The organism is Rhizobium sp. BK176, from assembly GCF_024808055.1.
This window is the reverse complement of the sequence record NZ_JANUBV010000004.1, coordinates 86,566-111,348: the sequence shown is the minus strand read 5'-3', so window position 1 is coordinate 111,348 and position 24,783 is coordinate 86,566. Positions and strand designations below refer to the sequence as shown.

Genomic DNA, 24,783 nt, shown 5'->3' with positions numbered 1-24,783 from the left:
CTCTTCTACTTCGTGCCGCGCGACAATCGCGTCATCAGCTGAGCGGTGTAATCGACCATCGGAACGATGCGCGAGTAGTTGAGACGCGTCGGCCCTATAACACCGACGGCGCCGACAATGCGGTCATCGTCGTCCCTGTAGGGCGCGACGATCAACGACGAGCCCGAGAGCGAGAACAGCTTGTTCTCCGAGCCGATGAAAATCCGCACCCCGGGGCCGCTTTCGGCCAGGTTCAGAAGCTCGAGCAAGCTGTCTTTCTTCTCCAGATCGTCGAACAGCATGCGCAGACGGTCAAGATCGTCGGCACCGGCGAGACCGGCCAGCAGATTGGCACGGCCGCGAATGATGAGCTGCGCGGGTTTGCCTTCGTCGGCGCTACCGGACCAGACGGCGATGCCGCGCTCGACGAGATCCTGCGACAGCGTGTCTAGCTCGCGGCGCACATCATCCTTCAGTCGGCTCAACTGATTGCGCAGTTCCGGCAGCGTCTGCCCGGTCATGTGCGCATTGAGAAAGTTTGCTGCCTCGGTCAATTGCGATGACGTGACGCCTGCCGGAAGCTCGATGATCCGGTTTTCCACTTGGTCGTGATCGCCGACGAGCACCGCGAGCGCCTTGGTCGGCTCAAGCCTGATGAATTCGACATGCTTGAGAACAGGATCGCTCTTCGAGGTGATGACCAGTCCGGCGCCGCGCGAAATGCCCGAGAGCATGCGGCTCGCCTCGTTCATCATCAACTCCATCGGATTGTCGCGACTTTCGGCGCGCACCTGCCGATCGATATTGGCGCGATCCTCGGCTGAGAGATCGCCTACCTGCATGAAGGCGTCGACGAAGAAGCGTAGGCCGATCTGCGTCGGCAGACGGCCGGCGCTAACATGCGGCGAATAGATGAGGCCAAGTTCTTCCAGATCGCTCATCACATTGCGCACGGACGCCGGCGACAGCGACATCGGCAGGATGCGCGACAGGTTACGGGAGCCGAGCGGTTCACCCGTTTCCAGATAGCCCTCTACAATGCGGCGAAAGATTTCCTTAGAGCGTTCATCCAGCGCAGCCACTGCATCTGAAACCGACGTCGATCTGAACTCCATGAAGCCTTGCGTACCCGTGCTGACGATGATCCGACAAAATATAGCCAATCTCCCCGCAGCGGCAAAAGGGAAATTGCAAATGGGCGCTGCCAATCGTAGAAGCTCTCAACACCACAGCACGCATGATCTATCCGAAGGCTGCTCGCGTCTTCGGCATGACGATTAGGAGAATAGTATGCGGCCCTCAGGCAGAAAAACCGACCAGATGCGCAAGGTCTCTTTCGAGCGCAATTTCTCCAAGCATGCAGAAGGCTCCTGTCTGGTGAAGTTCGGCGATACGCATGTGCTGTGCACGGCTAGCGTCGAGGAAAAGCCGCCGGCGTGGCTGCGCAACACCGGCAAGGGCTGGGTCACGGCTGAATACGGCATGCTGCCGCGCGCAACCGGCGACCGCATGAAGCGCGAGGCTGCGGCCGGCAAGCAGGGTGGCCGCACCCAGGAAATCCAGCGCCTGATCGGCCGGTCGCTGCGCGCCGTCGTCGATCTCAAGGAACTCGGCGAACGCCAGATCACGCTCGACTGCGATGTCATTCAGGCGGACGGCGGCACGCGCACGGCATCGATCACCGGTGCCTGGATTGCGCTCCACGACTGCCTGAAGTGGATGGAGAGCCGCAACATGCTCAAGGTCGAGCGGGTGCTGAAGGACCATGTCGCGGCCATCTCGTGCGGAATCTTCGCCAACCAGTCGGTGCTCGATCTCGACTACCTCGAAGACTCCTCGGCCGAGACCGACGCGAACTTCGTGATGACCGGCACCGGCGGTATCGTCGAAATCCAGGGCACTGCAGAAGGTACGCCCTTCACCGACGAGGAGTTCGCTTCGCTGATGACGCTCGCCAAGGCAGGTATCGCCGAACTCGTCGCAATGCAGAAGCAGGCGATCGCCGGATGAACGACATGCTGGAAGGCATGCTGGAAACGGCGCTCTATGCTGATGATCTCGACAAGGCAGAAGTCTTCTATGAAGGCATCCTCGGCCTATCGAAGATCTCGCGCGGCGGCAACCGGCATGTCTTCTTTCGCTGCGGTGCCAGCGTTCTGCTGATCTTCAACCCTGACGAAACGATCAAGCCACCCTCGCCCGGCTCCCTGCAGGTGCCGCCGCACGGCACGACCGGCGCGGGACACGCTTGCTTCCGTGTCTCCGGGGAAAATCTCGATGCAATTGCGGCCCGGCTGAAGTCCAACGGCGTTGCCATCGAATCCGCAGTCACCTGGCCGCAAGGCGGCCGCTCGATCTATTTCCGCGATCCGGCGGGCAACAGCCTCGAATGCGCTGAAGCCCGCATCTGGGGCATCGAATAGGACCATCATGCGCAAGCTCGAAACCAAGACCATCGTCGTTGCCAGCCACAATGCCGGTAAGATCCGGGAAATTCAGGACCTGATCGGCCCCTTTGGCTTCACCGCGAAGTCGGCGGCCGAATTGAACTTCGTCGAGCCCGACGAAACGGGTACCACCTTCGAGGAAAACGCAAAGATCAAGGCGCTCGCTTCTGCCGAAGCCTCAGGACTGCCCGCGTTGTCTGACGATTCCGGCCTCGTTATCGATGCGCTCGGCGGCGACCCGGGCGTCTACACCGCCAACTGGGCAGAAAAGCCGGACGGCACCCGCGACTTCGCGATGGCGATGGAAAAGGTCGAGGCGGCGCTGGACAAGGCCGGCGCTTCCGAACTTGAACAACGCGCCGCCCGCTTCGTTAGCGTGCTCTGCCTGGCCTGGCCGGATGGCCATACCGAGCTGTTTCGTGGGGAAGTCGAAGGCGCTGTCGTCTGGCCGCCGCGCGGCAGCCAGGGCTTCGGCTACGATCCGGTCTTTCAACCCGAGGGTTATGACACTACCTTTGGCGAGATGAGCGCGGAAGAAAAGCACGGCTGGAAGCCGGTCGACGCAGAAGCCCTGTCGCACCGCGCCCGCGCCTTCAAGATTTTCGTCGAAACCTGCCTGGAAGCCTAAGGGCAAACGTGGACACTTTGGAACAGCCTAACCTGACGCGCTATGCCGCTCTTTTGCCCGATACCGGTGAACCCGGCTTCGGCGTCTACGTGCATTGGCCGTTCTGCGCCGCCAAGTGCCCCTACTGCGATTTCAACAGCCATGTCCGCCATCAGCCGGTGGATCAGGAGCGCTTCACCGCGGCCTTCCTGAAGGAGATGGCGACGGTGCGCCAACTGAGCGGGCCGAAGACGGTGACGAGCGTCTTCCTCGGCGGCGGCACGCCCTCGCTGATGAACCCCTCGACGGTTGCGGCCATTCTCGACGGCATCGGTAAGCACTGGCATATGCCAGATGGTATCGAGATCACCATGGAGGCAAACCCCTCCAGCGTCGAAGCGGAGCGTTTTCGCGGCTATCGCGCCGCCGGCGTCAACCGCGTCTCGCTCGGCGTCCAGGCGCTGAATGATCGTGATCTGAAGTTCCTCGGACGACTGCACGACGTTGCCGATGCGCTGAAGGCGATCAAGCTCGCGCGCGACATCTTCCCGCGCATGTCCTTCGATCTGATCTATGCCCGCCCGAACCAGACGGTCGACGAGTGGGAGCGCGAGTTGAAGGAGGCGATCTCCTACGCGGTCGACCATCTCTCGCTCTATCAGCTGACGATCGAAGAGGGCACGCCCTTCTTCGGCCTTCACAAGGCCGGCAAGCTTATCGTTCCGGATGGCGATCAGTCGGCTCTGCTCTACGAGGCGACCCAGGAGATCACGGCCCGCGAAGGGCTGCCTGCCTACGAGGTCTCCAACCACGCCCGCCCAGGTGCCGAGAGCCGCCATAACCTCACCTATTGGCGCTATGGCGAATATGCCGGCATCGGCCCCGGCGCCCACGGACGACTGACACGCGGCTCCATGAAGATCGCAACCGCGACCGAACGCAAGCCTGAAAGCTGGCTCGATCTTGTCGAGCGCGACGGCCATGGGATGATCGACCAGGAACAACTCGGTTACGAGGAGCAGGCGGACGAACTGCTGCTGATGGGGCTGCGCCTGAAGGAAGGCGTCGATCTCGCCCGCTGGCAGCAGCTTTCGGGCCGCGATCTCGACCCGAAGCGGGAGGAGTTCCTGCTGGAGCACGGCTTCATCGAGCGGATCGGCAATTCCCGGCTTCGCTGCACGCCGTCGGGCATGCTGATCCTCGATTCCGTCGTCGCCGATCTGGCCTGCTAGAGCGGCTGTCTGAAATAGACGACGCGCTGAGTTTCCTCGAAGCCGAGGGCAGCGTGGAAGCGGTGGCTGTCGACATTGTCCAAAAGCGCATCCGACGCAAATTCCGTACAGCCTGACGCCTTGCCGAAGGCGCGCACGGCCTCAAGCAAAGCCCGCCCGATGCCGCCCCGCCGAAACGCCGGTTCGACATGGATGCCCTCGAGGAAGAGAACCGGCGACGATCTGCAGCCGTTAACGTAGTCACGCCGCAAGCATGCTTCGGCGAAGCCGACCGCCTCGCCATCCGGCCGAAAGGCCAGAAAACCGCGGAAATCGGCAGCGTCATCATCGAGCAGCCGCCGCAGGTCCCGGGAATGCTCCTCCATCGACTGGTCCGACCATAAGGCTGCGCGAAGCTTCGCCCACGCGTCGATATTATCGCTCGACGCCCGCTCGATCCTGATCGTATTGCCTGCCTGCTGCTTCATCTCGACGCCCGAAATTGCGGTCTTCGGGATAGTAGCCATACCCTGCGGGTTTGCAATCTTCACCCGTCACGCCACCCGCCCGCGCCAACGGGAGAACAACCGCCCATCGATCGCCGCAAGGCCGATCGCGATCATCGCCATACCGATCAGATGCTTGGACTGCAGCTGTTCGCCGAGGATGGCCGCGCCGAGCAGGATGGCGCTGACCGGGATCAGGAAGGTCACCAGCATCAGATTCGTTGCCCCTGCCGTCGCAAGGATGCGGAAGAACAGCACGTAGGCGATCGCGGTCGATAGCAGGGCCAGACCCAGCAGCGCCAGCCAAGTCTCGACTGACGGGGCGGCTAGTGTCCAAGGTTGGTCAACGATGAGCGCGATCGGCAGCATCAGGACCGTGGAGGCGGTGACCTGCCCTGCGGTGGGAATGAGCGGCGCCATGCCCATTTGGCGGAAGCGGCGGCCGAAAATCCCGGCAAAGGCATAGGACAGAGCAGCAGCGAGCACCGCCAGCTGCGCCAGCACGTTCGAGCCGAGATCACGCAAAACGTCGAAGCCAATCATGTAGGCGACGCCGGCAAATCCGACGAGAACGCCAAGCAGGCGATTGCCGGTCATCTTTTCGTCCGCGGTCAGGAAATGCGCGACAACGACGCCGAAGAGCGGCGTGGTGGCGTTCAGGATGGAAGCGAGACCGCTTGCGATATGCGTCTGGCCCCAGACAATCAGGCAGAAGGGGATCATATTGTTCAGGATGCCCATGCCGAAGAACGCCGCCCAGGATTTGCCGTCACGCGGCATGGTATGGCCGGTTGCACGGACGATCATGTTCAACGCCAGCGCGGCGATCAGGACCCGGCCCGTGACGATCGTGAACGGCGGCAGGGTCTTCACCAGAATGCCGTTGAAGAGGAAGGAGCCGCCCCACAAGAGGGAAAGCACCAGCAACATCCCCCATTCGGAAAAACCCATCTGTTTCTGCTGCATCATCTACTCCCAAAGTCAGTCTGCTACGGCATATATGCCATCGCCAACGGCCACCACCCGATTGTTGCGCGATCTAAGAGCGGTTTTCTCGATTTATTCTCGCTCTTCATTCAGCCGGAAACGGCTTTTGCGATGGCTTTCCTGCTGATATTATTGCCATTCCTGGCATGAGACAAACGAGTCTTTCTCGATACATGATATAGCTGAGCTAAACCATGAGTGATTATCTCCCCTCGCTTTCAGCGCTTCGGGCCTTCGAGGCTGCCGCCCGGCATCTCAGCATGACGCTGGCGGCAAAGGAGCTGAACGTCACACCAGGCGCCGTCAGCCTGCAGATTCGCGACCTGGAGGCGTCGCTTGGCATCAAGCTCTTCGAGCGCAAGACGCGGGCGCTCGCCTTGACGGTGGAGGGTGCGGACTATTTCTCGACCCTGAGGGCGGCATTTCGTCTGGTTCGGGAAGCGACGGCGGCGATCACGGCGCGTGGACGCGGCGCCGTCCTCAATGTCACCTGCACGGCGGGATTTGCAACCTACTGGCTGGTGCCGCGCCTTGGACGTTTCGAGGCTATGCACCCTGAAATCGACGTCCGCATCAGCGCATCACACCGCGTCCTCGACTTTCAGCGTGACGGGATCGACCTCGCGATCCGCCACGGCCTCGGCGGATATGATAACCTGATCAGCGAACGGCTTGTCGATGACGAACTGGTGCCGGTCTGCACGCCAAAGCTCGCCACAGAACTGGGGCCCAATCCGTCCGCGGGCGCCCTCTCTGGTTTCCAGCTGATCCATGATGTCTATCGCCATGACTGGCAGCTCTGGCTGGAAGCAGCCGGCGCGACCGGAGTCGACCCCTCGCGCGGGCCGGTCTTCATGCATGGCAACGGAGCCTATGACGCGATGAAGGCCGGGCTGGGCTTTGCCTTGATGCGACGCTCGTTTCTGGAACGAGACCTGAAAGAAGGCGCAGTGGTCACGCCCTTCCCGATCGGCATTGCAAGCCGGCTTGCCTTTCATCTCGTCTATCCGGGCCTTGCGCTGGAGCGGCCGGCTGCAGCTGCCTTCCGTCGGTGGCTGTTGTCGGAGGCACAAGCCTGATTGGATGCGCTCACTTTATCATGCTGATTAAAATCATGCTGATTAAAAAGTGGAGTAATTTAATCATAAAATAGGGTTTTCTTCGGACAATTTCTTGACTATTACACTCCACATATTTTTCTCTATGCACATTCCCGGTGTGATAAGCCAATGAATAGTCTCCGATTTTCCTCTCGAATCCTTTCAACGTCGGCATTGGCCGGCATGGCGCTCGTTCATCTTCTCACGCCAGTCGCAGCACAGGACGCGACGGGAAAGCAGCAGGACGGTGCGACGGTTCTGGAAGACATCATTGTCAATGGCGGCAGCGGCGGCGTGATCCAGGCAGAGGGATATGTCGGCAAGAGCAGCGCCACGGGCACGAAGACCGACACACCCTTTATCGAGGTGCCACAATCGATTTCGTCGGTGACCGAACAGCAGTTGAAGGATCGCAATCCGCAGACGTTGCTCGATACCGTTGCCTACACACCCGGCACACGCGTCGGCGCCTATGGCTTCGATCCGCGTTTCGATTCGTTCTCGGTACGCGGTTTCGACGTGACCTATACCGGGATTTTCCGCGACAACCTCCGTCAGCCAGGCGCAGGCTCATCGCTCTTCAAGACCGAGCCCTACGGGCTTGAAGGAGTCTCCATCCTTCGTGGTCCCTCCTCCGCGCTTTATGGGGCAACAGGTGCCGGTGGTCTTTTCAACCTCATCACCAAACGGCCGACGGAAGAGCCATTTCATGAAGTTCAGCTGCAGTACGGCACTGAACAGCGTTATCAAACCCAGTTCGACGTTTCAGGCCCCGTCAACAATACGGATCCCTTCTACTATCGTCTGACTGGCCTCTACCGCGATGCCAATACCGAGCAGATCAGCGTTCCCGACGACCGCATCTATATCGCGCCAGCCTTCATGTGGAAGCCGGACGAAGACACGAGGCTCACCATTCTCGGCGAATACTCCCGAACGAAGACCGGCGGCACCGCGGCCTATTACAACGACCCTGCCGGCAACGTAACGGACTTTTTCGCAGGCAATCCGGCCTTCAACGATTCAGTCCAAAACCAGGCCCGCATCGGCTATGAATTCGAGCATCGGCTGAACGATGTCTTCGTATTCCGCCAAAACGCCCGTGCATCGACGCTCAATATCGACGCCGACTGGGCCTTCGCCTACGCCCCCAATGAGATCGATCCAAGTCTCCTCGATCGCAGCGCCGGAACGTTCGACGAGCGGCTGACGGCCTTCGTTATCGACAACCAGCTAGAAGCGCAGTTCGAGATCGGCGCCGTCGACCATACGCTGCTTGCGGGTCTGGACCTGACAAAGCTGCGCTGGCGTTCGCTCGATGGCCGCGGCGTGTCGCCGCCGCTCGACACCAACAATCCGACGGCAGGGGCTTTCGTTGCGCCGATCGATTTCGACACGCGTACCGTCCAGGACCAATGGCAAGTCGGCACCTATTTGCAGGACCAGATCCGCTATGACGCATGGATACTGACCCTCGGAGGTCGCTACGATTGGGTTTCGACGGACACCGACAATACCGACCTCAGCACGAACGCCTTGACGACCATTTCGCAGAGGGACAAGGCATTCTCCGGCCGCATCGGTCTAGGCTACGAGACAGATTTCGGCGTCGTACCTTATGCCAGCTACTCCACCGCCTTCTCACCCAATGCGGGCATCAACCAGGAGACAGACCAGCCCTTTAAACCGACGGAAAGCGACCAGGAAGAGATAGGGGTCAAGTACCTCCTTCCGAACAGCAATACGCTGCTCACGGCGGCGCTGTTCAATATCGACCAGAAGAATAGCCTTTACTACGAGGTCGTGAATCTGCCGACCGGACCGGCGAACATTCAGGTGCAGCGCGGCAAGATTCGCTCTCGTGGATTGGAGCTCGAAGCGAACACGAGCCTCGATAATGGCCTGTCGCTGGTTGCGTCTTATACCTACACCGATACCGAGATCCTGGAAGGAACGACCGGGACTGTAGGCAATTCCGTCTCATCGGTTCCGAGGCACATGGCTGGGCTCTGGGCGAATTATACATTCCGGGAGAGTAGCCCGATCTACGGTCTCGGTATCGGTTTCGGATCGCGGTATCTCGGCAAGAGCTATACGAGCGACACCAACACCGCCCAGAACGGGTCGCGCGTCCTCTTCGACGCCGCTGTCAGCTACGATTTTGCGGCGCTCGATAAGAAATACGAGGGCCTGAGCCTGCAGGTGAATGCCACCAACCTCTTCGACCGCCGCGAGCCCATCTGCTCGGCTGGCTTCTGCTATCGCGATCAGGGTCGCACCGTGATCGGCAGCCTGCGTTATACGTGGTGAGCTGATGGCGAGTGCTGGGCACCATATCGCTGCTCCGGGCGCCAGTGCCTCGGTCCTCTCGCCGGCTTTTGCCGGCGAGCATGCATGGTGCAGCGAGAAAATGGCTCTTTCCGCCGATCTGCCCGACGGCGTGCCGCTGCCGTCGTTCTTCGGAAATGGCGGGTTCGAGCAGGCGATCGGTCGCTATGCCACGGCCTGTGGCGACAGTGACCGGCGTGCGGTCGTGTCGATGTGGTCGCTGTATTACTTCTCCGCTCTCTCCATTCCCTATGTGCTGGCTCGCCGTCTCGCCGCACAGGAGCTGCCGGTCGCTTTTGACGACATGACGATTGCTTTGCAGGATAATGGCCTGCCGCGGGCGTTCGGCGTGCCGCACCGGGGCCGGAATGCCCGGAACGGCGAGGAAGACGGCTTTGAGGCGATTGGCCCGTTGCTGGAGGAACACCTTCCGGAAGCGATCAGGAGGCTCACCGCCTGCGGTGTTTCGGCCAAGCTGTGCTGGAACAATGCCGCGGTGTATCTCGACTACGTGCTGCGGTTGACCCTGCCGCCGGAAGGCCCGGATCTCACCGTCTTTGTGCGCGGCTGTCTGCCCGATGGCGGCGTCAACCCACTTTGCGGCAGCCTGCGATATGTCGAGGAAGACGGAGAGCGCGTCGCTCGCCGGAAGATATGCTGCCTGCGCTACATGCTGCCTGGCGTCCAGAGCTGCGGCAAGCTTTGCGCCCTTCCCAGTCAAAGGAATATGCAATGACCTGCCTCACCATCACAAGGCGTGGCTTTCTCGCCGCGGCGTCTGCGACGCTCTGTGCGCCGGCTCTGCTGAAGGCTGAGACGCGATGGCCGCTGACCGTGATCGATGCCGTCGGGCGGACCGTCACGATACCCAAAAAGCCGAAGTCGATCATCCTCGGCACGGGTTTCAATCTTGTCGCGCTGTCGCTGATCCATCCGGATCCGGTCAGCCTGCTGGCCGGCTGGGCGACGGACATGAAAACGGACAATCCGTTCATCTATGATGCCTTCCGCGGCAAGTTTCCCGCCCTCAACGAAGTCCCGCTTGTCAGCAACGGCCTGGCGGATGGTATGAACTTCGAAGCTGCCCTCTCGTTGGAGGCCGACCTGGCGGTCATGGGCATGTGGCAGGCAGAGGGCGAGCAAGGAAAGCGTGCCATCGACTATCTCCAATTGACCGGCGTGCCTGTCATCGTCGTCGATTTCAATGTCGATCCACTGAAGAGCACCCCGCGGGACATCCGCCTCCTTGGTCGCATCCTGGAGTGTGATCAGCAGGCTGAAGATTATGCCCAGCTTTTCGAAAAACGGGTGCAGCGCATCAGAGCGGGAGCGACGGGGAAAGGCGAGGATGGGCCGCTGGTGCTAATGGATGCCTTCCCGAGCGCAACGCGCGGCAGTTGGGCATACGGTCGAACCAGCCTCGGCGAATTGATTGCGTTTGCCGGCGGACGCAACATCGCGGACAAGAACCTGCCGCCACAGGGCGGTCCGGTTACGGCGGAATATGTCATCGCGGCGGAGCCGGACGTCTATATCGCCACCGGCTCGCCCGGCGGGACTTACACCGCCTTCTCGATCGGCCCTGGCGTCGATCCTGCGGAAGCGCGTCGGTCGCTCGAGGAGACCGTGAAGGCCCCCACGCTTGCGCCGCTGAAGGCGGTGCGCGAAGGGAACGTGCATGGCATGTGGAACTTCTTCAACGCCGTGCCGCTGAACGTGCTGGCGGCGGAAGCGGTAGCATCCTGGATCAGGCCCGACCTGTTCGGCGATCTCGATCCGACGGGCAGCCTCGCCGAGATCAACGAGCGTTTTGCGGCTGTGCCCTTCGAGGGCGCATATTGGACGAGCCTGACAGGCTAACGGGCAGGCGCGCCAGTCTTGAAAAGGCTGCCGGTTGGCGTGTTCAGGAACATCGCCAGCGGAATGTACTCCTGATGCAGGAAGCCGGTGGACGGCAGCAGATCGTCGCGCACCATCTCGATGACGGCAACCACCGAGGCCGATGTCGTCCACGCGATCGCGGTGCGGCGGGCCCCCGCGATCTCGATCGGATAATAGGCGCGGACAAATTCCTTGCGGCGCAGGGTGCCGTTTACCGTACCCTCCGCCGCCACATGGACATAGACAACATCGTCATCGACCGGAGGCTTGGCATTGGTCAGTATCTCGCCGGCAAGCTTGCGCCTGTCGCGCATCAGCAGTTCGTGGAAGAAGAAGTTCATCAGATCCATGTGCCCCGGATAGCGCATCGTCTTGTAGTCGAGGTTCTCGACCTTGCCGAGGAGCGTGTCGCACATGGTTCCGAGACCGCCTGACGTCGTGAACGCCTCAAGTTTGACGCCTTCGACATAAATCGTCTCATGCCATTCCATCGGCGAGACGAGTTTGCGAACGCCGCCCTCGATCACTTCGCAGTCGTTCAGATACTCGTTGACCACGCCCTCCGGCGACCAGTTGAAGGCGTAACCAAGGAGACCGGTCGGGTTCTGCGGCAGCGCGCCTACCCGCATGCGAATGGAACGGCATTTGTCGAATCCGTCCGCAAGGCTGGATCCGACAATGCCGACGAAGCCGGGGGCAAGGCCACATTGTGGCGCCATCAGCCCACGCGCTGTCTTCGACAATTCAATAATGAAATTGGTGGTCGGCACATCCTCGGTCAGGTCGAAGTAGTGGATCCCCGCAAGGTGGGCGGCACGCGCCAGGCCGATATTGAGGTGATAAGGCAGGCAGGAAAGCACGGCCTCGACGCCTGATAGCAGTTCACCGATCACGACCGGATCGGAAATGTCTCCACTCCAGCACTTGAACGGCACCTCCTCGTTTGGCGCCTGAAGGTCGACGCCGAGAACGTCGAAGCCTCCTTCGTGGAGGAGCGTGGCTGCCAGCCGCCCGACCTTGCCCAGCCCAAGTACGGCAATCCTGTCAAATCCCATCGATCCCTCCCACGAGCGCATGGCGACACGTTCCCAGCGTCAAGCGTACAGAAGATTGCCGGCAAAGGAAAACGGCCGGAGCATAGCCCGGCCGTTAAAAGTTGCTCAGAGAGGTTGCCTACTTATTATTCGTTGATCAGGCGCTTCAGCAGTTCAATCTCGTGCGAGAGCTTCGTGTCCCCGGCAATAAGCTCCTCGATCTTGCGCACGGCGTGCAGCACGGTCGTGTGGTCACGACCGCCAAAGCGACGACCGATTTCCGGGAAGGAGCGCGGCGTCAGCGTCTTCGACAGATACATGGCGATCTGGCGCGGCTTAACGATGACGCGGGTACGGCGGTTCGAAACCAGCTCCTGGCGCGACACGTTGTAGTGCCGTGCGACGATGCGCTGGATGTCCTCGATGCGGACTCGGCGCGGCTCGCCCGAGCCGACGAGATGCGCAAGAAGCTCATCGACGCGCTCGACCGTGAGGTTCGGCTCGAAGGAGCGGCGGAAAAGCAGCTGGTTGAAGGCGCCTTCCAGCTCGCGGCCGCTTGCCGTGATGTTACGCGCAACGTGGTTCAGCAACTCGGCCGAGATTTCCAGCGACGGATCCTCGAGGCGAGCAGCAGTGAGACGACGCTTCAGGATTTCGAGACGCATCTCGTAATCCGGGGCGTCGAGCTCGATGGCCACACCGCCCTGCAAACGCGAGCGGACGCGTGGATCGAGCGATTCCAGCTCCCAGGGAGCGCGGTCTGCAGCGACCACGACCTGCTTGGCGCTGTCGAGCAGCATGTTCAGCAGGTGGCAGAACTCATGCTGGATCATCTTGCCCTGCAGGAACTGCATGTCGTCGATGATCAGAAGGTCAATGTTGCGCAGCGAGTCCTTGAGCGTCAAAGCATCATTGTCGCGGATCGCGGTTGCGAAACGCCACATGAAATACTCCGCCGTCAGGTAGACGACGCGCAGCGCACGCGGGTTTTGAACCGCGGCATTGGCGATCGCCTGCAGAAGATGCGACTTGCCGAGTCCAACGCTGGAATGGACGAAAAGCGGGTTGAAGCGAACAGCGCCCTGTCCGGCTTCCGCAATCGTCTTGGCAGCAGCAAGCGCTACACGGTTCGAACTGCCTTCAACGAAGGTGTCGAAGGTGAAACGGGAGTCCAGCGGCGAGCCAAAGAGCGGCTGGCCGGAGCTGGCCGGACGGGCCGCAGCCGCGGATGAGACCGTGTGCTGAACAATCTGCCCGGCATGCTGCGCCACGGAGCGGCGCGTCTGTGCGGCAGCAACAGGCTCTGGAGAAACCGGCTCTTCAGCCGGTTTGCCAACGCTACGCGTTGCGGTGCGCACGAGAATTTCGACTTTCAGGATTTCGGAGTCTTCGGCCTGGAACAGGCTGGTGATCAGCTCAAGATACCGATTGTTGATCCAGGACTTCAGGAAAGTTGTCGGCACCGTGAGGCGCACGACGCTCTTTGAAACCGAATGCAATTTCAGCCGCGCAAACCAGCTTGCATAGACATCCGGACCGACTTGCGCCTTCAGACGGGCGCTGACACGATCGAAAAGTACACCATGCTTCATTTCTCCCTTTTCCCCTGCCGTTTCGGCGCAAATAGAGCCAAACGCCTGCGGTTCATTGTCCCCACTCTCCAGGACATCCGCCGTCATTGTATTCATCTGCATCATGCCGCCTTCCATTCGTCGGCCGACTTTGTTCGTCGCCCGATTATTTCCCCGCTATGACCAGAAAGTGGCACCCTCATGAGCCACTCGCCTGCCGGTTCACTCGAATACTGCCCCACTCACAAGACTTCCCGAGAAAGCGCGAGCCCGCTTCATGCGGCCCGACTGCCCCCTGTCGGACTGGATGCCGCTCCTCGTAAGCCAGCATCCGGTCGTCCTGTCACGACTTCTCTTCCCCATTCCGGCTTCACGCCACGCGTGCAACCAACACACAAAACATCACCATTCCGCGACAGCCACGTCGCGGTCAAAAATGCTCAAGTGCGTGAAAAACCGGAGACTTTGACTCTCCGTAACAAGTGGCACAGGATCATCGTCCTGCCGACGTGGCAGTTTCAGACCGAGCCTTCGCAGGTGATGTCTGGACCCCTTGTTGGAGGGCATTTAGGCAGGATCGATTGCGGGAATCAACGATGAATTTTACGCAAAATTAAGAGCGGCCCGTTGACTCCCGCGGCACCTTTAGGGCGTCACATCCGTGTCAAAAAAGAATCGCTTTTGAATCAAGGAGATTCGCCTCGCTGACATTTTTGACACGCATAAAAAGAAAAAAATAAAAAAGCTTCTTGACTCTGCTCAGACCGCAGATTGTAGAGCCCGAGTCGCGTGCACCTGAAGTATCCTACAACAAGTATTTGTTTTTGTTATATTTTTCGTGTCACACGCTCGACATGAAATCGTCGCCGAGTTAACCATACGGAAGCCAGTCGGCAGAATCGAAAAAGCCCGACAAAGTTGCCGGGCTAATCATAATGATGCGTTTATTAACGAAGGATTATGCTGTCGCAGAAACCGACAGGGCCTTCACACGAGCTGCGAGGCGCGAAACCTTGCGGGAAGCCGTGTTGGCGTGAACAACGCCCTTGCTTGCGGCGCGAGCCAGTTCAGGCTGCGCGGCCAGGAAAGCTTCCTTTGCCTTGGCAGCATCACCAGATGCGATTGCCTCTTCGACCTTGCGAACGAAAGTACGAACGCGCGAGCGACGAGCCTTATTGACGTCGGTACGGCGGGCGATCTTGCGGGTCGCTTTTTTCGCCGAAGTTGTATTGGCCATGGATGCCTCTCTAAGAATTCGAACAAACTCCGTCATTACCGCGGGCCTTGCGGCCACTTCATACAGCAATGCGGGAGCATAATCGGAAAACCGGAGTGGCTTCCCGAACCGTGGGCGGGCATATAACCCTAAAGCCGACCCACGTCAACGCGCATTTTCGAGGAAACGCCGCCTTTCTCCAAGGCTCAGCGGTTCTTGAAGGCAGGCTTACGCTTTTCGATGAAAGCCGTCATCCCCTCTTTCTGATCTTCGGTGGAAAACAGGCTATGGAAAAGCCGGCGTTCGAAGCGCAGACCTTCATCCAAGGTCGTCTCCAGCGCGCGGTTTACCGCCTCCTTCGCCATCAGCACGGACGGACGCGACAGCGAGGCAATCTTGGCGGCCGCCTCCAGCGCCTCGTCCAGCAGCCGATCCGGCGCCACCACACGCGAAACGAGTCCTGCGCGCTCGGCTTCAGCAGCATCCATCATCCGGCCGGTCAGGATCAGGTCCATCGCCTTATATCTGCCGACGGCACGCGTCAGCCGTTGTGAGCCACCCATGCCGGGGATGACGCCGAGGGTGATTTCGGGCTGGCCGAACTTGGCGGTTTCCGAGGCGATGATCATGTCGCACATCATGGCGAGCTCGCAGCCGCCGCCGAGCGCAAAGCCGCTGACGGCCGCAATGACGGGCTTGCGCACCTTGGCGACATCGTCCCAGCCGCTCATCAGGTCGCGGCTGTAGACATCGACATAGCTGAGCGGCTGCATTTCCTTGATGTCGGCGCCGGCCGCGAATGCGCGCTCGGAACCGGTCAGGACCATGGCGCCGATGGCATCATCGGCCTGGAAGGCTTCGTAGGCCTGCAGGAGTTCCTTCAGCACCGTCGAGTTCAGCGCATTCAGCGCCTGCGGGCGGTTCAAGGTGATCAACCCGACTGCACCGCGGGTTTCGACGATCAGCGTTTCGTAGGCCATGGACAATCCTCCCGTTATTTCTGGCAGGTAGGGCAATAGAAGGTCGAACGCCCCGCCTGAACAATGCGTGCGACCGTACCGCCGCAGCCCGGAGTACGGCAAGGCAGACTTTCGCGATCATAGACCGAGAAGGAGTGCTGGAAGTAACCGAGCGAACCGTCCGTCTGGATATGGTCCCGCAGCGACGAGCCGCCCGCCTTGATGGCGTCGGCAATGACGTCGCGGATCGAGGTGACCAGAAGATCCATCTGCTTGGCCGGTTTCCCCGTCTTGGTCACGATCGTCGCCGCAGCACGGGTCGGGCTCAGGTGCGCGCGCCATAGCGCCTCGCAGACGTAGATATTGCCGAGCCCTGCGATATTCTTCTGATCGAGCAGCGCGCTCTTCAGCGGCTGCGCCTTGCCGATGAAACGTTCCGCCAGATAGGCGGCGCTGAGTGCGTTACCGGTCGGCTCCGGCCCGAGGCCGAAGAGGAAGGGATTGAGCTCAAGCTCGGAGCGCCGCGCCATATCCATGAAGCCGAAGCGGCGCGGGTCATTATAAATGACGCGGCTGATGCCTGTCGGTCCCTCGAGATGGAAGATGGCGTGGTCGTGCTTTTCATCCTTCGAACGCGGATGATGAAAGTCGCCAGGCTGATCGGACACTGGCCCGGTCTCGATGCGGAACGAGCCGGACATGCCAAGATGCGAGATGATCGTCGTGCCGTCGTCGAGGTCGATCAGCAGATATTTGGCGCGGCGACCGAGCGCGACGATCTCGCGGCCGGTTGCCCGCGTCTCCAGACCGTCCGGAAAGGGAAACCGCAGGTCCTTGCGACGCAGCTCTAGGCGGGCGATCCGCGCGCCTTCCATCGTGGGGGCAAGCCCGCGTCGGACGGTTTCGACTTCTGGCAATTCCGGCATCTTAACCCATCTATATCTAACATGTTTCAACCACGGGCGTTGTGCGCTATAGCGCCAAGGTGCCGCGGCCTTGACCGTGGCCCACAGATAGCGCCGCGCGCGTCCGTTCGCTATGGTCGCCGCGCCGATTTCAGATAGATGGAGTATTTCGATGTCAGAAAGCCGTACCTCCGCCGAAGGCGGCATGGAAACATCCTACGGCTTCCGTGAAGTGGCGGACGGTGAAAAGCAGGGTCTCGTCAACGAGGTCTTCCACAAGGTCGCCAAGCGCTATGACATCATGAACGACGTCATGTCGGTCGGCATGCATCGCGTCTGGAAGGACGCAATGATTGCGGCACTCAATCCGCGCAAGGAACCCGGCTACAGGACGCTCGACGTGGCCGGCGGCACCGGCGATATCGCCTTTCGCATCATCGAAGCCTCGAACCGGATGGCGCATTCGACCGTGCTCGACATCAACGGCTCGATGCTCGCCGTCGGCGCCGAGCGCGCCGCCAAGAAGAAGCTTTCTGACAACCTGACTTTCGTCGAGGCCAATGCCGAGGATCTGCCGTTCGAGCCGAACAGCTTCGACGCCTACACGATAGCCTTCGGCATCCGCAATGTCCCGCGCATCGACGTGGCGCTCAGCGAAGCCTATCGTGTCCTGAAACGTGGCGGCCGCCTGCTGGTGCTCGAGTTCTCTGAAGTGGACATGCCGCTCCTCGACCGCGTCTATGACAGCTGGTCATTCAACGCCATTCCGAAGTTCGGCAAGGCGATCACCGGCGAGGCCGAGCCCTATCAATATCTTGTCGAATCCATCCGCAAGTTTCCCAACCAGGAGAATTTCGCCGAGATGATCCGCAACGCCGGCTTCTCGCGCGTGAGCTTTACGAACTACACCGGCGGGATTGCGGCCCTCCACTCCGGCTGGAAGCTCTAAGGGATGGTTCGAGAACAATCGTTCACCCGCTCGCTTTCGCAGGCAGGCAATCCGGCATGAGCACTCTGGGGGCATATTTCCGGCTCTGGCGCGTCGGCTGGATTCTGGTGCGCGAAGGCGTGATTTCGGCTTTGCCATCGGAAGACCTGCCGCCATCGGTCGGCCTTGCCAAGTCGTTTGTGGGCCTGTTCGCGCGCAATCGTTCAAAATCGAAGAAGCGCAGCGACCGGCTGGCGCAAGCCGTTGAGCGGCTGGGCCCCTCCTATGTGAAGATCGGCCAGTTCCTGGCAACGCGCCCCGATGTCGTTGGTGTCGAGTTCGCCGACGATCTGTCGCAGCTTCAGGACCGCATGGCATTCTTTCCGCTCGCCGCCGCCAAGGCGAGCATCGCCGGATCGCTCGGCCGCCCGACAGAAGAACTTTATGCAAGCTTCGGCGAGCCGATTGCCGCCGCTTCGATCGCGCAGGTGCACCCCGCCGAAGTCAATACGCCTGCGGGACGCAAGAAGGTTGCGGTGAAGGTCGTCCGCCCCGGCGTGCGCCAGCGTTTCACCCATGACATCGAAGCGATGTATCTCGTCGCTCACATGCAGGAGCGCTTCATGCCCTCGAGCCGGCGCCTGAGGCCGGTGGAAGTCACGAAGACTCTGGAGCAGACGACCAAGGTTGAGATGGATCTGCGGCTCGAGGCGGCGGCCCTTTCCGAGATCGCCGAAAATACCGAGAAAGACCCGGGCTTTCGTGTCCCGAAGGTCGATTGGGAGCGCACCGGCCGCGACGTGATCACGATGGAGTGGATCGACGGCGTGAAAATGTCGGATGTCGAGGGCCTGCGCGCCGCCGGTCACGATCTCAATCTGCTTGCAGACACGCTGATTCAGTCGTTCCTTCGCCACACGCTGCGCGACGGCTTCTTCCATGCCGACATGCATCCCGGTAACCTGTTTGTCGACGAGCACGGCGACATCGTCGCGGTCGACATGGGGATCGTCGGACGACTGGGGAAAAAGGAACGCCGCTTCCTGGCCGAAATTCTCTTCGGCTTCATCACCCGCGACTATATCAGGGTCGCCGAAGTCCACTTCGAGGCGGGCTACGTGCCGGGCCACCACAATGTCGAAAGCTTCGCGCAGGCGATCCGCGCGATCGGCGAGCCGATCCACGGCCAGCCTGCCGAGACGATCTCGATGGGCAAGCTGCTGACCCTGCTGTTCGAGGTGACCGAACTCTTCGACATGGCGACGCGGCCCGAACTGGTCATGCTGCAGAAGACCATGGTCGTGGTCGAAGGCGTGTCGCGCATGCTCAATCCACGCTTCAACATGTGGAAGGCATCCGAACCCGTTGTCGGCGATTGGATCCGCAACAATCTTGGCCCGAAGCGCATCGTCACCGATCTCAAGGACGGGCTGAAGGCGGCTGTGAAGCTAGCCGAAGCAGCGCCCGAGATTGCCGCCAAGACCGAGAAATTCCACCATCAACTGCTGCAGATGAGCGAGAACGGATTGCGGTTCGACGCGGAAACGGCTGAGGCGATCGGCAAATCCGAGGCGCGACACAATCGTTCCGGCCGGTTCGCCCTCTGGATTATCGCGCTCGCCCTTCTTTATATTGCTTGGGTGGTCACCTGATCCATCGCAGCAATGCATGTTGTGTTCGATATTTGGGATATCCCATCGAGTAGCGCCGTCGCATAGTCTCACTTTTCAAGGAGATATGGCAGATGAAGCATGAACGCCCCCGCATCGAACTTTCCGGACAGCCGCTCAGCTTTGCCGAAATGGTGAGGGTCGGATCGGGAAAGGTGGCGATCTCGGCTTCTGCGACCGGGATGGCTCGCGTCGAGATCGCGCGCGGGATCGTCGAGGATGCGATCAAGTCTGGAATGCCCGTCTATGGAGCGACCACCGGCGTCGGCGCCATGAAGGATGTCGAGTGGTCCCCCGAGGACCTCGATGCCTTCAATCTCGGGCTGGTGCGGGCGCATCACTTCGGCACCGGGACGCCATTTTCGTGCTCGGTCGTGCGCAACGCTATGGCCATCCGCATCAATACTGCGCTGACAGGCCAAGTCGGCTGCACACCCGAACTCGTCAATGCGTACATGCAGATGCTGGAGGCGGATATCATTCCGGTCGTCCGCCGTACTGGCTCCATTGGCTGCGCCGACATCGGCCTGATGGGGCAGATCGGCGCTGTACTGACGGGAGTCGGTGAAGCCGTCCATCGCGGCAAGCGCATGCAGGCAGCCGACGCTTTCGCCGCTGCCGGCATGAAACCCTTCACCATGGCACCGCGCGACAGCCTGGCCTCGCTCAGCGTCAATGCCGTGAGTTTTGCCGCGGCAGCGGACGCGACTCGCAATGCTGCGTCTTCCATTCGCGTGCTGCTCGCCTCCGGCATGATGGCTTCAGGCGCGCTTGGCGCTTCCCGCGACCCGTGGCTTTCCGTTCGCCATGTCGGCACCTCCCGGGAGGCATTGATCGGCTCCTGGCTCTGCAATGCGTCGGACGCCTGGCACTGGCCGATCAAGACTCACGTCCAGGACCCATTGAGCCTGCGCATGATCGCGCAGGTCTTCGGCGCCGTCATCGAGAACCTGCTGACGACGGGTCACAAGATCCTCGCCGCCACCGGACGCTCCGACGACAATCCAGTCGTCGTCGAGGGGCGGGTAATGACCTCGGGCGGATCGCTGCCGCTCGACGTGACAATCCTGCTGGAATCAGCTGCTCTCTGCATGGCGCACGCCGCCCGCAATGCCTTCAACCGCTGTGTCCTGCTCGGCAACGGCCAGCGCCGTGACCTGCCGGTCAATCTCGTGCCGCCCGGCCGTATCGCCACTGGCTTCGGTCCGATCATCAAGCTGGCCGGCGAAATCTTTTCTCGCGTGCTGTCGATGTCCAACCCGGTTTCGGCGCAGTCATTGGTGGTTGCAGCCGGCCTCGAGGATGAGGCTGCCTTCCTGCCGCTGGTGATCGAGCGCTTCGAACGCCAGACGCGCGCGCTGATGCGCCTCGCCGCTCTCGAAGCGCTGCTTTCAGCGCAGGCGGTGGACATTCTCGGCGACAAGCCGAAAGGCGTCGGCGGGATGCTCTATGACATCGTTCGCAAGCATGCGGACTTTTATACGGTCGACCGGCCACTCTCTGCCGAGGTGGAAGCGATCGAGGAAGAATTCGGCTCCGACGCCTTCATGTCGAAGCTGATCGAAGAGGTGCCGATCGCATCCTTCGACGATTTCTTTGCACTCGGCTCGCTGGCGCGCATCGAGCAGCGCCTGACCCAGGAACCCGTCGCCATCTGATCCCTTCAATATCTGCCACGGAGAAAGCGGCATGGCTGATTTCGATCTCGTTCTGCAAGGCACGGTCGTTTTGCCGGAGCGCATCCTGGAAGCCGGCTACGTTGCCGTCCGCGACGGCAAGATTGCGGAAGTCGGCCTCGGCGTGCCGCCTGCTGCACGCGAGCGCCATCTCCTCGGCAAGGCCCTGATCCTGCCGGGCGCCATCGACGCCCAGGTTCACTCGCTGTCGCAGAAGGACCAGGAGGATTTCATCTGGTCGACTCGCTCGGCTGCTGCCGGCGGTGTGACGACGATCGTCGATATGCCCTATGATGAAGGCAACCTCGTCTGCTCGGCAGAAGCCGTGAAGAAGAAGATTGCCCATGCCGGCCCGCAGGCGCGGGTCGATTTTGCGCTCTACGGCACCGTGGATCCTGAGGAAGGCGCCAAGCGGGTTGCCGAAATGGTCGATGCCGGCGTTGCCGCGTTCAAGTTTTCGACGTTCGGTACGGATCCGAAACGCTTTCCGCGCATCCCCCTTGCCCTGCTGGACGAATGCTTTGCCGCAATTGCACCGACCGGGCTGACCGCCGGCGTTCACAACGAGGACGACGAGGCCGTTCGCACCTACATGGATCGCGTGAAGGCAAGCGGCATCACGGATTGGCGCGCGCATGGACTGTCCCGGCCGCCGATCACCGAGCTGCTCGCCATGCACACGATCTTCGAAACCGGGGCCAATACGGGATGCCCGTCACATGTGGTGCATTGCTCGCTTGGACGCGGCTACGACATCGCACGCGCCTACCGCCGCGATGGTTTCGAGGCGACGGTTGAATGCTGCATTCATTACCTGACCCTGGACGAGGAAAACGACGTCAAGCGGCTCGGCGGCAAGGCAAAGATCAATCCGCCGATCAGACCACGCGCCGAGGTCGAGGCGCTGTGGCGCAAGGTTGCGGAAGGCAATGTCTGGCTGGTCTCGACGGACCACGTCAGCTGGTCCGAAAATCGCAAGACCAACCCTGACATGCTCGCAAACGCGTCCGGCGTGCCCGGGCTCGAAGTGATGATACCGCTCTTCATCAAGGGTGCCTTCGAGCGCGGCATCCCGCTGACCTGGGCGGCGAAGCTGATGGCGGAAAACCCGGCGAGGCATTTTCGTCTCGACCACGTGAAGGGCGCGCTGACGCCAGGCAAGGACGCCGATATCGTCGTGCTTGAGCCACGCGAAACGGTCTATGACGCCGCAGCCAGCGGCAACAACGTGGTCGGCTGGAGCCCGTACAACGGCATCCGCCTTCCCTGGACAGTCGCTGCGACCTATCTGCGCGGGGAGAAGATCAGCGACGGCGCGACCGTATTGGCTGAACCTCGGACCGGCCGATTTGTGCGTCCGCTGCCGAGGCAAGTAATCGCCGGAGCCGCAGAATGACCAGAAACCTGCCGGTCAATACGGGTCGTATCGCGGAAGATATCGACGCCTTGGCCGGGATCACCGAGCCCGGCCATCCCTGGACCCGTCGCGCCTTCTCGCCACTCTTTCTCGAGGGCCGCACCTATATCGAAGCGCGCATGCGGGCGGCTGGCCTTGAGACAAGGATCGATGCCGCCGGCAATCTGATCGGCAAGCGGCGGGGCGCCATTGACGGGCGCGGCACGATGATGCTCGGTTCGCACTCGGATACCGTACCTGATGGTGGCCGTTTTGACGGTATTGCCGGCGTGGTGGCCGCACTTGAGGTCGCTCGTGCGCTCAGCGACAAGGGCCTCGAGCTCGATCACGACCTGGAGATCGTCGATTTCCTTGCGGAGGAGGTCAGCATCTTCGGCGTTTCCTGTATCGGAAGCCGAGGCATGACCGGGCAACTGCCGGAAGCCTGGCTTTCGCGCGTGACTGAAGGACGTGATCTCGCCGAGGCGATTGCCGAGGTTGGCGGCCGCCCGGGCGTGCTCTCGCAGCAGAACCGGCCTGACATTGCCGGTTTTCTCGAACTGCATATCGAGCAGGGCCCAGTCCTCGAGAACGAGAAGAAGGATATCGGCATCGTCACTGCGATCGCCGGGATCACCCGGATTGAGATTGTCGTCGAGGGGCGCGCCGACCATGCCGGCACGACGCCCATGGATAGCCGCTCGGATGCGCTGGTCGCCGCCGCACAACTGGTTCTCGATATCCGCAATGCCGCAGCCGCCCGTGCGAAGACACCGGGGCATTTCGCGGCGACGGTCGGCGAGTTCCGGATCGAGCCGAACGCGGCCAACGTCGTTCCCTCGAAGGTCGTCCTGCTGATCGATGGACGCGCCGAGGTCCGCAACGACATGGAAGCCTTCTGCGAGTGGCTGGATGAACATGTCATAAAGTTAGCCATCGCTTACGGAGTATCGATCAAGAGTCCCATGCGGGTTTCGGATAACCGTCCGACGCCAAGCGATGCCGGACTGTTGAAGACACTTGAAAAGGCGTGCGGAACCGTAGGCGCCAGCCACCGCCGAATGGCATCGGGCGCCGGCCACGACATGGCCTGGATTGCCAAGGTCGCGCCCGCCGCGATGATCTTCGTGCCCTGCAGGGAGGGGCGCAGCCACTCCGCTGACGAATGGGCTGACAACGACGACATTGCGCTTGGGGCGGCCGTGCTTTGCGAAGCCGTCTTGGACATGGACAAGAGCTTGAAGCAGGAGAATGCCTGATGGGACGCATACTGGTTGAAAAGGACGTCGAAGCAGCTGTCAAGGGCGGGTCGGTCTATGCTGCCGGTGGCGGCGGCTGGGCGGATCACGGCCGCATGCTCGGCTATGCAGCGGTCAACGTCGGCAAGCCGGAACTTGTGTCGATCGACGAGTTGAAAGATGACGACTGGATCGCGACGGCCGCCGCGATCGGCGCACCCGCCTCCACGACAGCCTGGGAAATGCAGGGCATCGACTATGTGAAGGCGGTCCAGCTGCTGCAGGACGAACTCGGCGAGAAACTGTCCGGCCTGATCATCGGCCAGAACGGCAAGTCGTCAACGCTGAACGGCTGGCTGCCCTCTGCCATTCTCGGAACCAAGGTCGTCGACGCCGTCGGCGATATCCGCGCGCATCCGACCGGAGACATGGGCTCGATCGGCATGGCGGGTTCGCCTGAACAGATGATCCAGACGGCGGTCGGCGGGAACCGCGCCGAGAACCGATACATCGAGCTTGTCGTGAAGGGCGCGACAGCGAAGATCTCGCCGATTCTGCGGGCAGCTTCCGACCAGTCGGGCGGCTTCATCGCCAGCTGCCGCAACCCGCTGCGTGCCTCTTATGTGCGCACCCACGCAGCACTTGGCGGCATATCGATGGCATTGGCACTGGGCGAGGCGATCATTGCGGCTGAGAAGAAAGGCGGTTCAGCCGTGATCGACGCCATCTGCAAAACAACCGGCGGCCATATCCTGGCCGAAGGTATCATCACCAAGAAGGACGTCGTCTATACCAAGGAGGCCTTCGACATCGGCTCAATCGTCGTCGGCTCCGGCGACAAGGCGGTGACCATGCATGTAATGAATGAATACATGGCCGTCGACGACATCGAGGGCAAACGGATCGCCACCTTCCCCTCGGTCATCACAACCCTCTCGCCCGAGGGCGAACCGCTGAGCGTCGGCCAGTTGAAGGGCGGCATGCATGTCTTCATCCTGCATGTGCCGATGAACATCATTCCGCTGTCGGCCAGCGTTCTCGACCCGGCCGTCTACCCCCCGGTGGAGAAGGCGATGGGCATCGAGCTTGCCCGCTACGCGCTCGCGGCAAGAGCCTGAGCCGCGCCGGATTCCGACGCGGCAAG

Annotated in this window: 22 protein-coding genes; 14 read left to right on the top strand and 8 right to left on the bottom strand. The window is 61.2% G+C overall.

Annotation, left to right across the window (positions count from 1 at the left end):
- Positions 1–5: 5 nt before the first annotated feature.
- Positions 6–1,094, bottom strand: coding sequence for a heat-inducible transcriptional repressor HrcA (gene hrcA / locus FHT76_RS15930; protein ID WP_016552489.1), 1,089 nt, complete (start codon positions 1,092–1,094; stop codon positions 6–8).
- Between the two features lie 175 nt (positions 1,095–1,269).
- On the opposite strand from hrcA, the gene rph reads away from it, so the two are divergent.
- From rph to hemW, 4 genes are read left to right on the top strand one after another with little or no spacing between them, the layout of a single operon-like run.
- On the top strand, positions 1,270–1,989 hold the full coding sequence (rph, locus tag FHT76_RS15925) for a ribonuclease PH (protein ID WP_016552488.1): 720 nt from the start codon (positions 1,270–1,272) through the stop codon (positions 1,987–1,989).
- Complete coding sequence (locus tag FHT76_RS15920; RefSeq protein WP_259185687.1) at positions 1,986–2,402, top strand: VOC family protein; 417 nt, start codon at positions 1,986–1,988, stop codon at positions 2,400–2,402. Before rph ends, FHT76_RS15920 begins: the two co-directional genes overlap by 4 nt.
- Positions 2,403–2,409: 7 nt before the next feature.
- Complete coding sequence (gene rdgB, locus FHT76_RS15915) at positions 2,410–3,054, top strand: RdgB/HAM1 family non-canonical purine NTP pyrophosphatase (RefSeq protein WP_259185684.1); 645 nt, start codon at positions 2,410–2,412, stop codon at positions 3,052–3,054.
- A gap of 8 nt (positions 3,055–3,062) precedes the next feature.
- A complete protein-coding gene (gene hemW / locus FHT76_RS15910; protein ID WP_259185683.1) occupies positions 3,063–4,265 on the top strand; it encodes a radical SAM family heme chaperone HemW in 1,203 nt (400 codons plus the stop codon).
- Here the strand turns inward: hemW and aac(6') are convergent.
- Positions 4,262–4,732 carry an aminoglycoside 6'-N-acetyltransferase gene (gene aac(6'), locus FHT76_RS15905; protein WP_183860772.1) on the bottom strand — a complete coding sequence of 157 codons (471 nt, stop codon included), beginning with the start codon at positions 4,730–4,732 and terminating at the stop codon, positions 4,262–4,264. The two genes, hemW and aac(6'), sit on opposite strands and share 4 nt — an antisense overlap.
- 66 nt (positions 4,733–4,798) lie before the next feature.
- Complete coding sequence (locus FHT76_RS15900) at positions 4,799–5,716, bottom strand: DMT family transporter (RefSeq protein WP_259185735.1); 918 nt, start codon at positions 5,714–5,716, stop codon at positions 4,799–4,801.
- Between the two features lie 215 nt (positions 5,717–5,931).
- On the opposite strand from FHT76_RS15900, the gene gcvA reads away from it, so the two are divergent.
- From gcvA to FHT76_RS15880, 4 genes are all read left to right on the top strand, one after another.
- Positions 5,932–6,816 (top strand): transcriptional regulator GcvA, encoded by an 885-nt coding sequence (gene gcvA / locus FHT76_RS15895; RefSeq protein WP_183753271.1) that lies wholly within the window; start codon positions 5,932–5,934, stop codon positions 6,814–6,816.
- Positions 6,817–6,966: 150 nt separating this feature from the next.
- Entirely contained in the window at positions 6,967–9,147 is a 2,181-nt protein-coding gene (locus FHT76_RS15890; RefSeq protein ID WP_183860560.1) for a TonB-dependent siderophore receptor, read from the top strand.
- A gap of 4 nt (positions 9,148–9,151) precedes the next feature.
- Positions 9,152–9,901: a siderophore-iron reductase FhuF gene (gene fhuF / locus FHT76_RS15885; protein WP_183860562.1), complete on the top strand. Its 750-nt coding sequence runs from the start codon at positions 9,152–9,154 to the stop codon at positions 9,899–9,901.
- Complete coding sequence (locus tag FHT76_RS15880; protein ID WP_183860564.1) at positions 9,898–11,025, top strand: ABC transporter substrate-binding protein; 1,128 nt, start codon at positions 9,898–9,900, stop codon at positions 11,023–11,025. Before fhuF ends, FHT76_RS15880 begins: the two co-directional genes overlap by 4 nt.
- On the opposite strand, the gene FHT76_RS15875 is transcribed toward FHT76_RS15880, so the two are convergent.
- From FHT76_RS15875 to mutM, 5 genes are all read right to left on the bottom strand, one after another.
- Positions 11,022–12,101 carry a saccharopine dehydrogenase family protein gene (locus FHT76_RS15875; RefSeq protein ID WP_183860566.1) on the bottom strand — a complete coding sequence of 360 codons (1,080 nt, stop codon included), beginning with the start codon at positions 12,099–12,101 and terminating at the stop codon, positions 11,022–11,024. The genes FHT76_RS15880 and FHT76_RS15875 overlap by 4 nt on opposite strands.
- 125 nt (positions 12,102–12,226) lie before the next feature.
- Entirely contained in the window at positions 12,227–13,774 is a 1,548-nt protein-coding gene (gene dnaA, locus FHT76_RS15870) for a chromosomal replication initiator protein DnaA (RefSeq protein WP_183753895.1), read from the bottom strand.
- An 835-nt stretch (positions 13,775–14,609) separates the two neighbouring features.
- On the bottom strand, positions 14,610–14,888 hold the full coding sequence (gene rpsT, locus FHT76_RS15865; RefSeq protein WP_016552476.1) for a 30S ribosomal protein S20: 279 nt from the start codon (positions 14,886–14,888) through the stop codon (positions 14,610–14,612).
- Between the two features lie 185 nt (positions 14,889–15,073).
- Positions 15,074–15,847 (bottom strand): enoyl-CoA hydratase, encoded by a 774-nt coding sequence (locus tag FHT76_RS15860; protein WP_183860568.1) that lies wholly within the window; start codon positions 15,845–15,847, stop codon positions 15,074–15,076.
- A gap of 14 nt (positions 15,848–15,861) precedes the next feature.
- Entirely contained in the window at positions 15,862–16,752 is an 891-nt protein-coding gene (mutM, locus tag FHT76_RS15855) for a bifunctional DNA-formamidopyrimidine glycosylase/DNA-(apurinic or apyrimidinic site) lyase (protein WP_183860569.1), read from the bottom strand.
- Positions 16,753–16,903: 151 nt separating this feature from the next.
- Here mutM and ubiE point away from each other — a divergent pair, with 151 nt between their 5' ends.
- From ubiE to FHT76_RS15825, 6 genes are all read left to right on the top strand, one after another.
- On the top strand, positions 16,904–17,680 hold the full coding sequence (gene ubiE / locus FHT76_RS15850; RefSeq protein ID WP_183860572.1) for a bifunctional demethylmenaquinone methyltransferase/2-methoxy-6-polyprenyl-1,4-benzoquinol methylase UbiE: 777 nt from the start codon (positions 16,904–16,906) through the stop codon (positions 17,678–17,680).
- Between the two features lie 56 nt (positions 17,681–17,736).
- On the top strand, positions 17,737–19,311 hold the full coding sequence (ubiB, locus tag FHT76_RS15845) for a 2-polyprenylphenol 6-hydroxylase (RefSeq protein ID WP_183860574.1): 1,575 nt from the start codon (positions 17,737–17,739) through the stop codon (positions 19,309–19,311).
- 92 nt (positions 19,312–19,403) lie between these two features.
- Positions 19,404–20,987: an aromatic amino acid lyase gene (locus FHT76_RS15840; RefSeq protein WP_183860576.1), complete on the top strand. Its 1,584-nt coding sequence runs from the start codon at positions 19,404–19,406 to the stop codon at positions 20,985–20,987.
- 31 nt (positions 20,988–21,018) lie between these two features.
- Positions 21,019–22,401 (top strand): dihydroorotase family protein, encoded by a 1,383-nt coding sequence (locus FHT76_RS15835; protein ID WP_259126394.1) that lies wholly within the window; start codon positions 21,019–21,021, stop codon positions 22,399–22,401.
- Entirely contained in the window at positions 22,398–23,660 is a 1,263-nt protein-coding gene (locus tag FHT76_RS15830) for a Zn-dependent hydrolase (protein ID WP_259185682.1), read from the top strand. Before FHT76_RS15835 ends, FHT76_RS15830 begins: the two co-directional genes overlap by 4 nt.
- Positions 23,660–24,757, top strand: a complete 1,098-nt coding sequence (locus FHT76_RS15825; RefSeq protein ID WP_183860582.1) for a DUF917 domain-containing protein — start codon at positions 23,660–23,662, stop codon at positions 24,755–24,757. Before FHT76_RS15830 ends, FHT76_RS15825 begins: the two co-directional genes overlap by 1 nt.
- Positions 24,758–24,783: the final 26 nt, after the last annotated feature.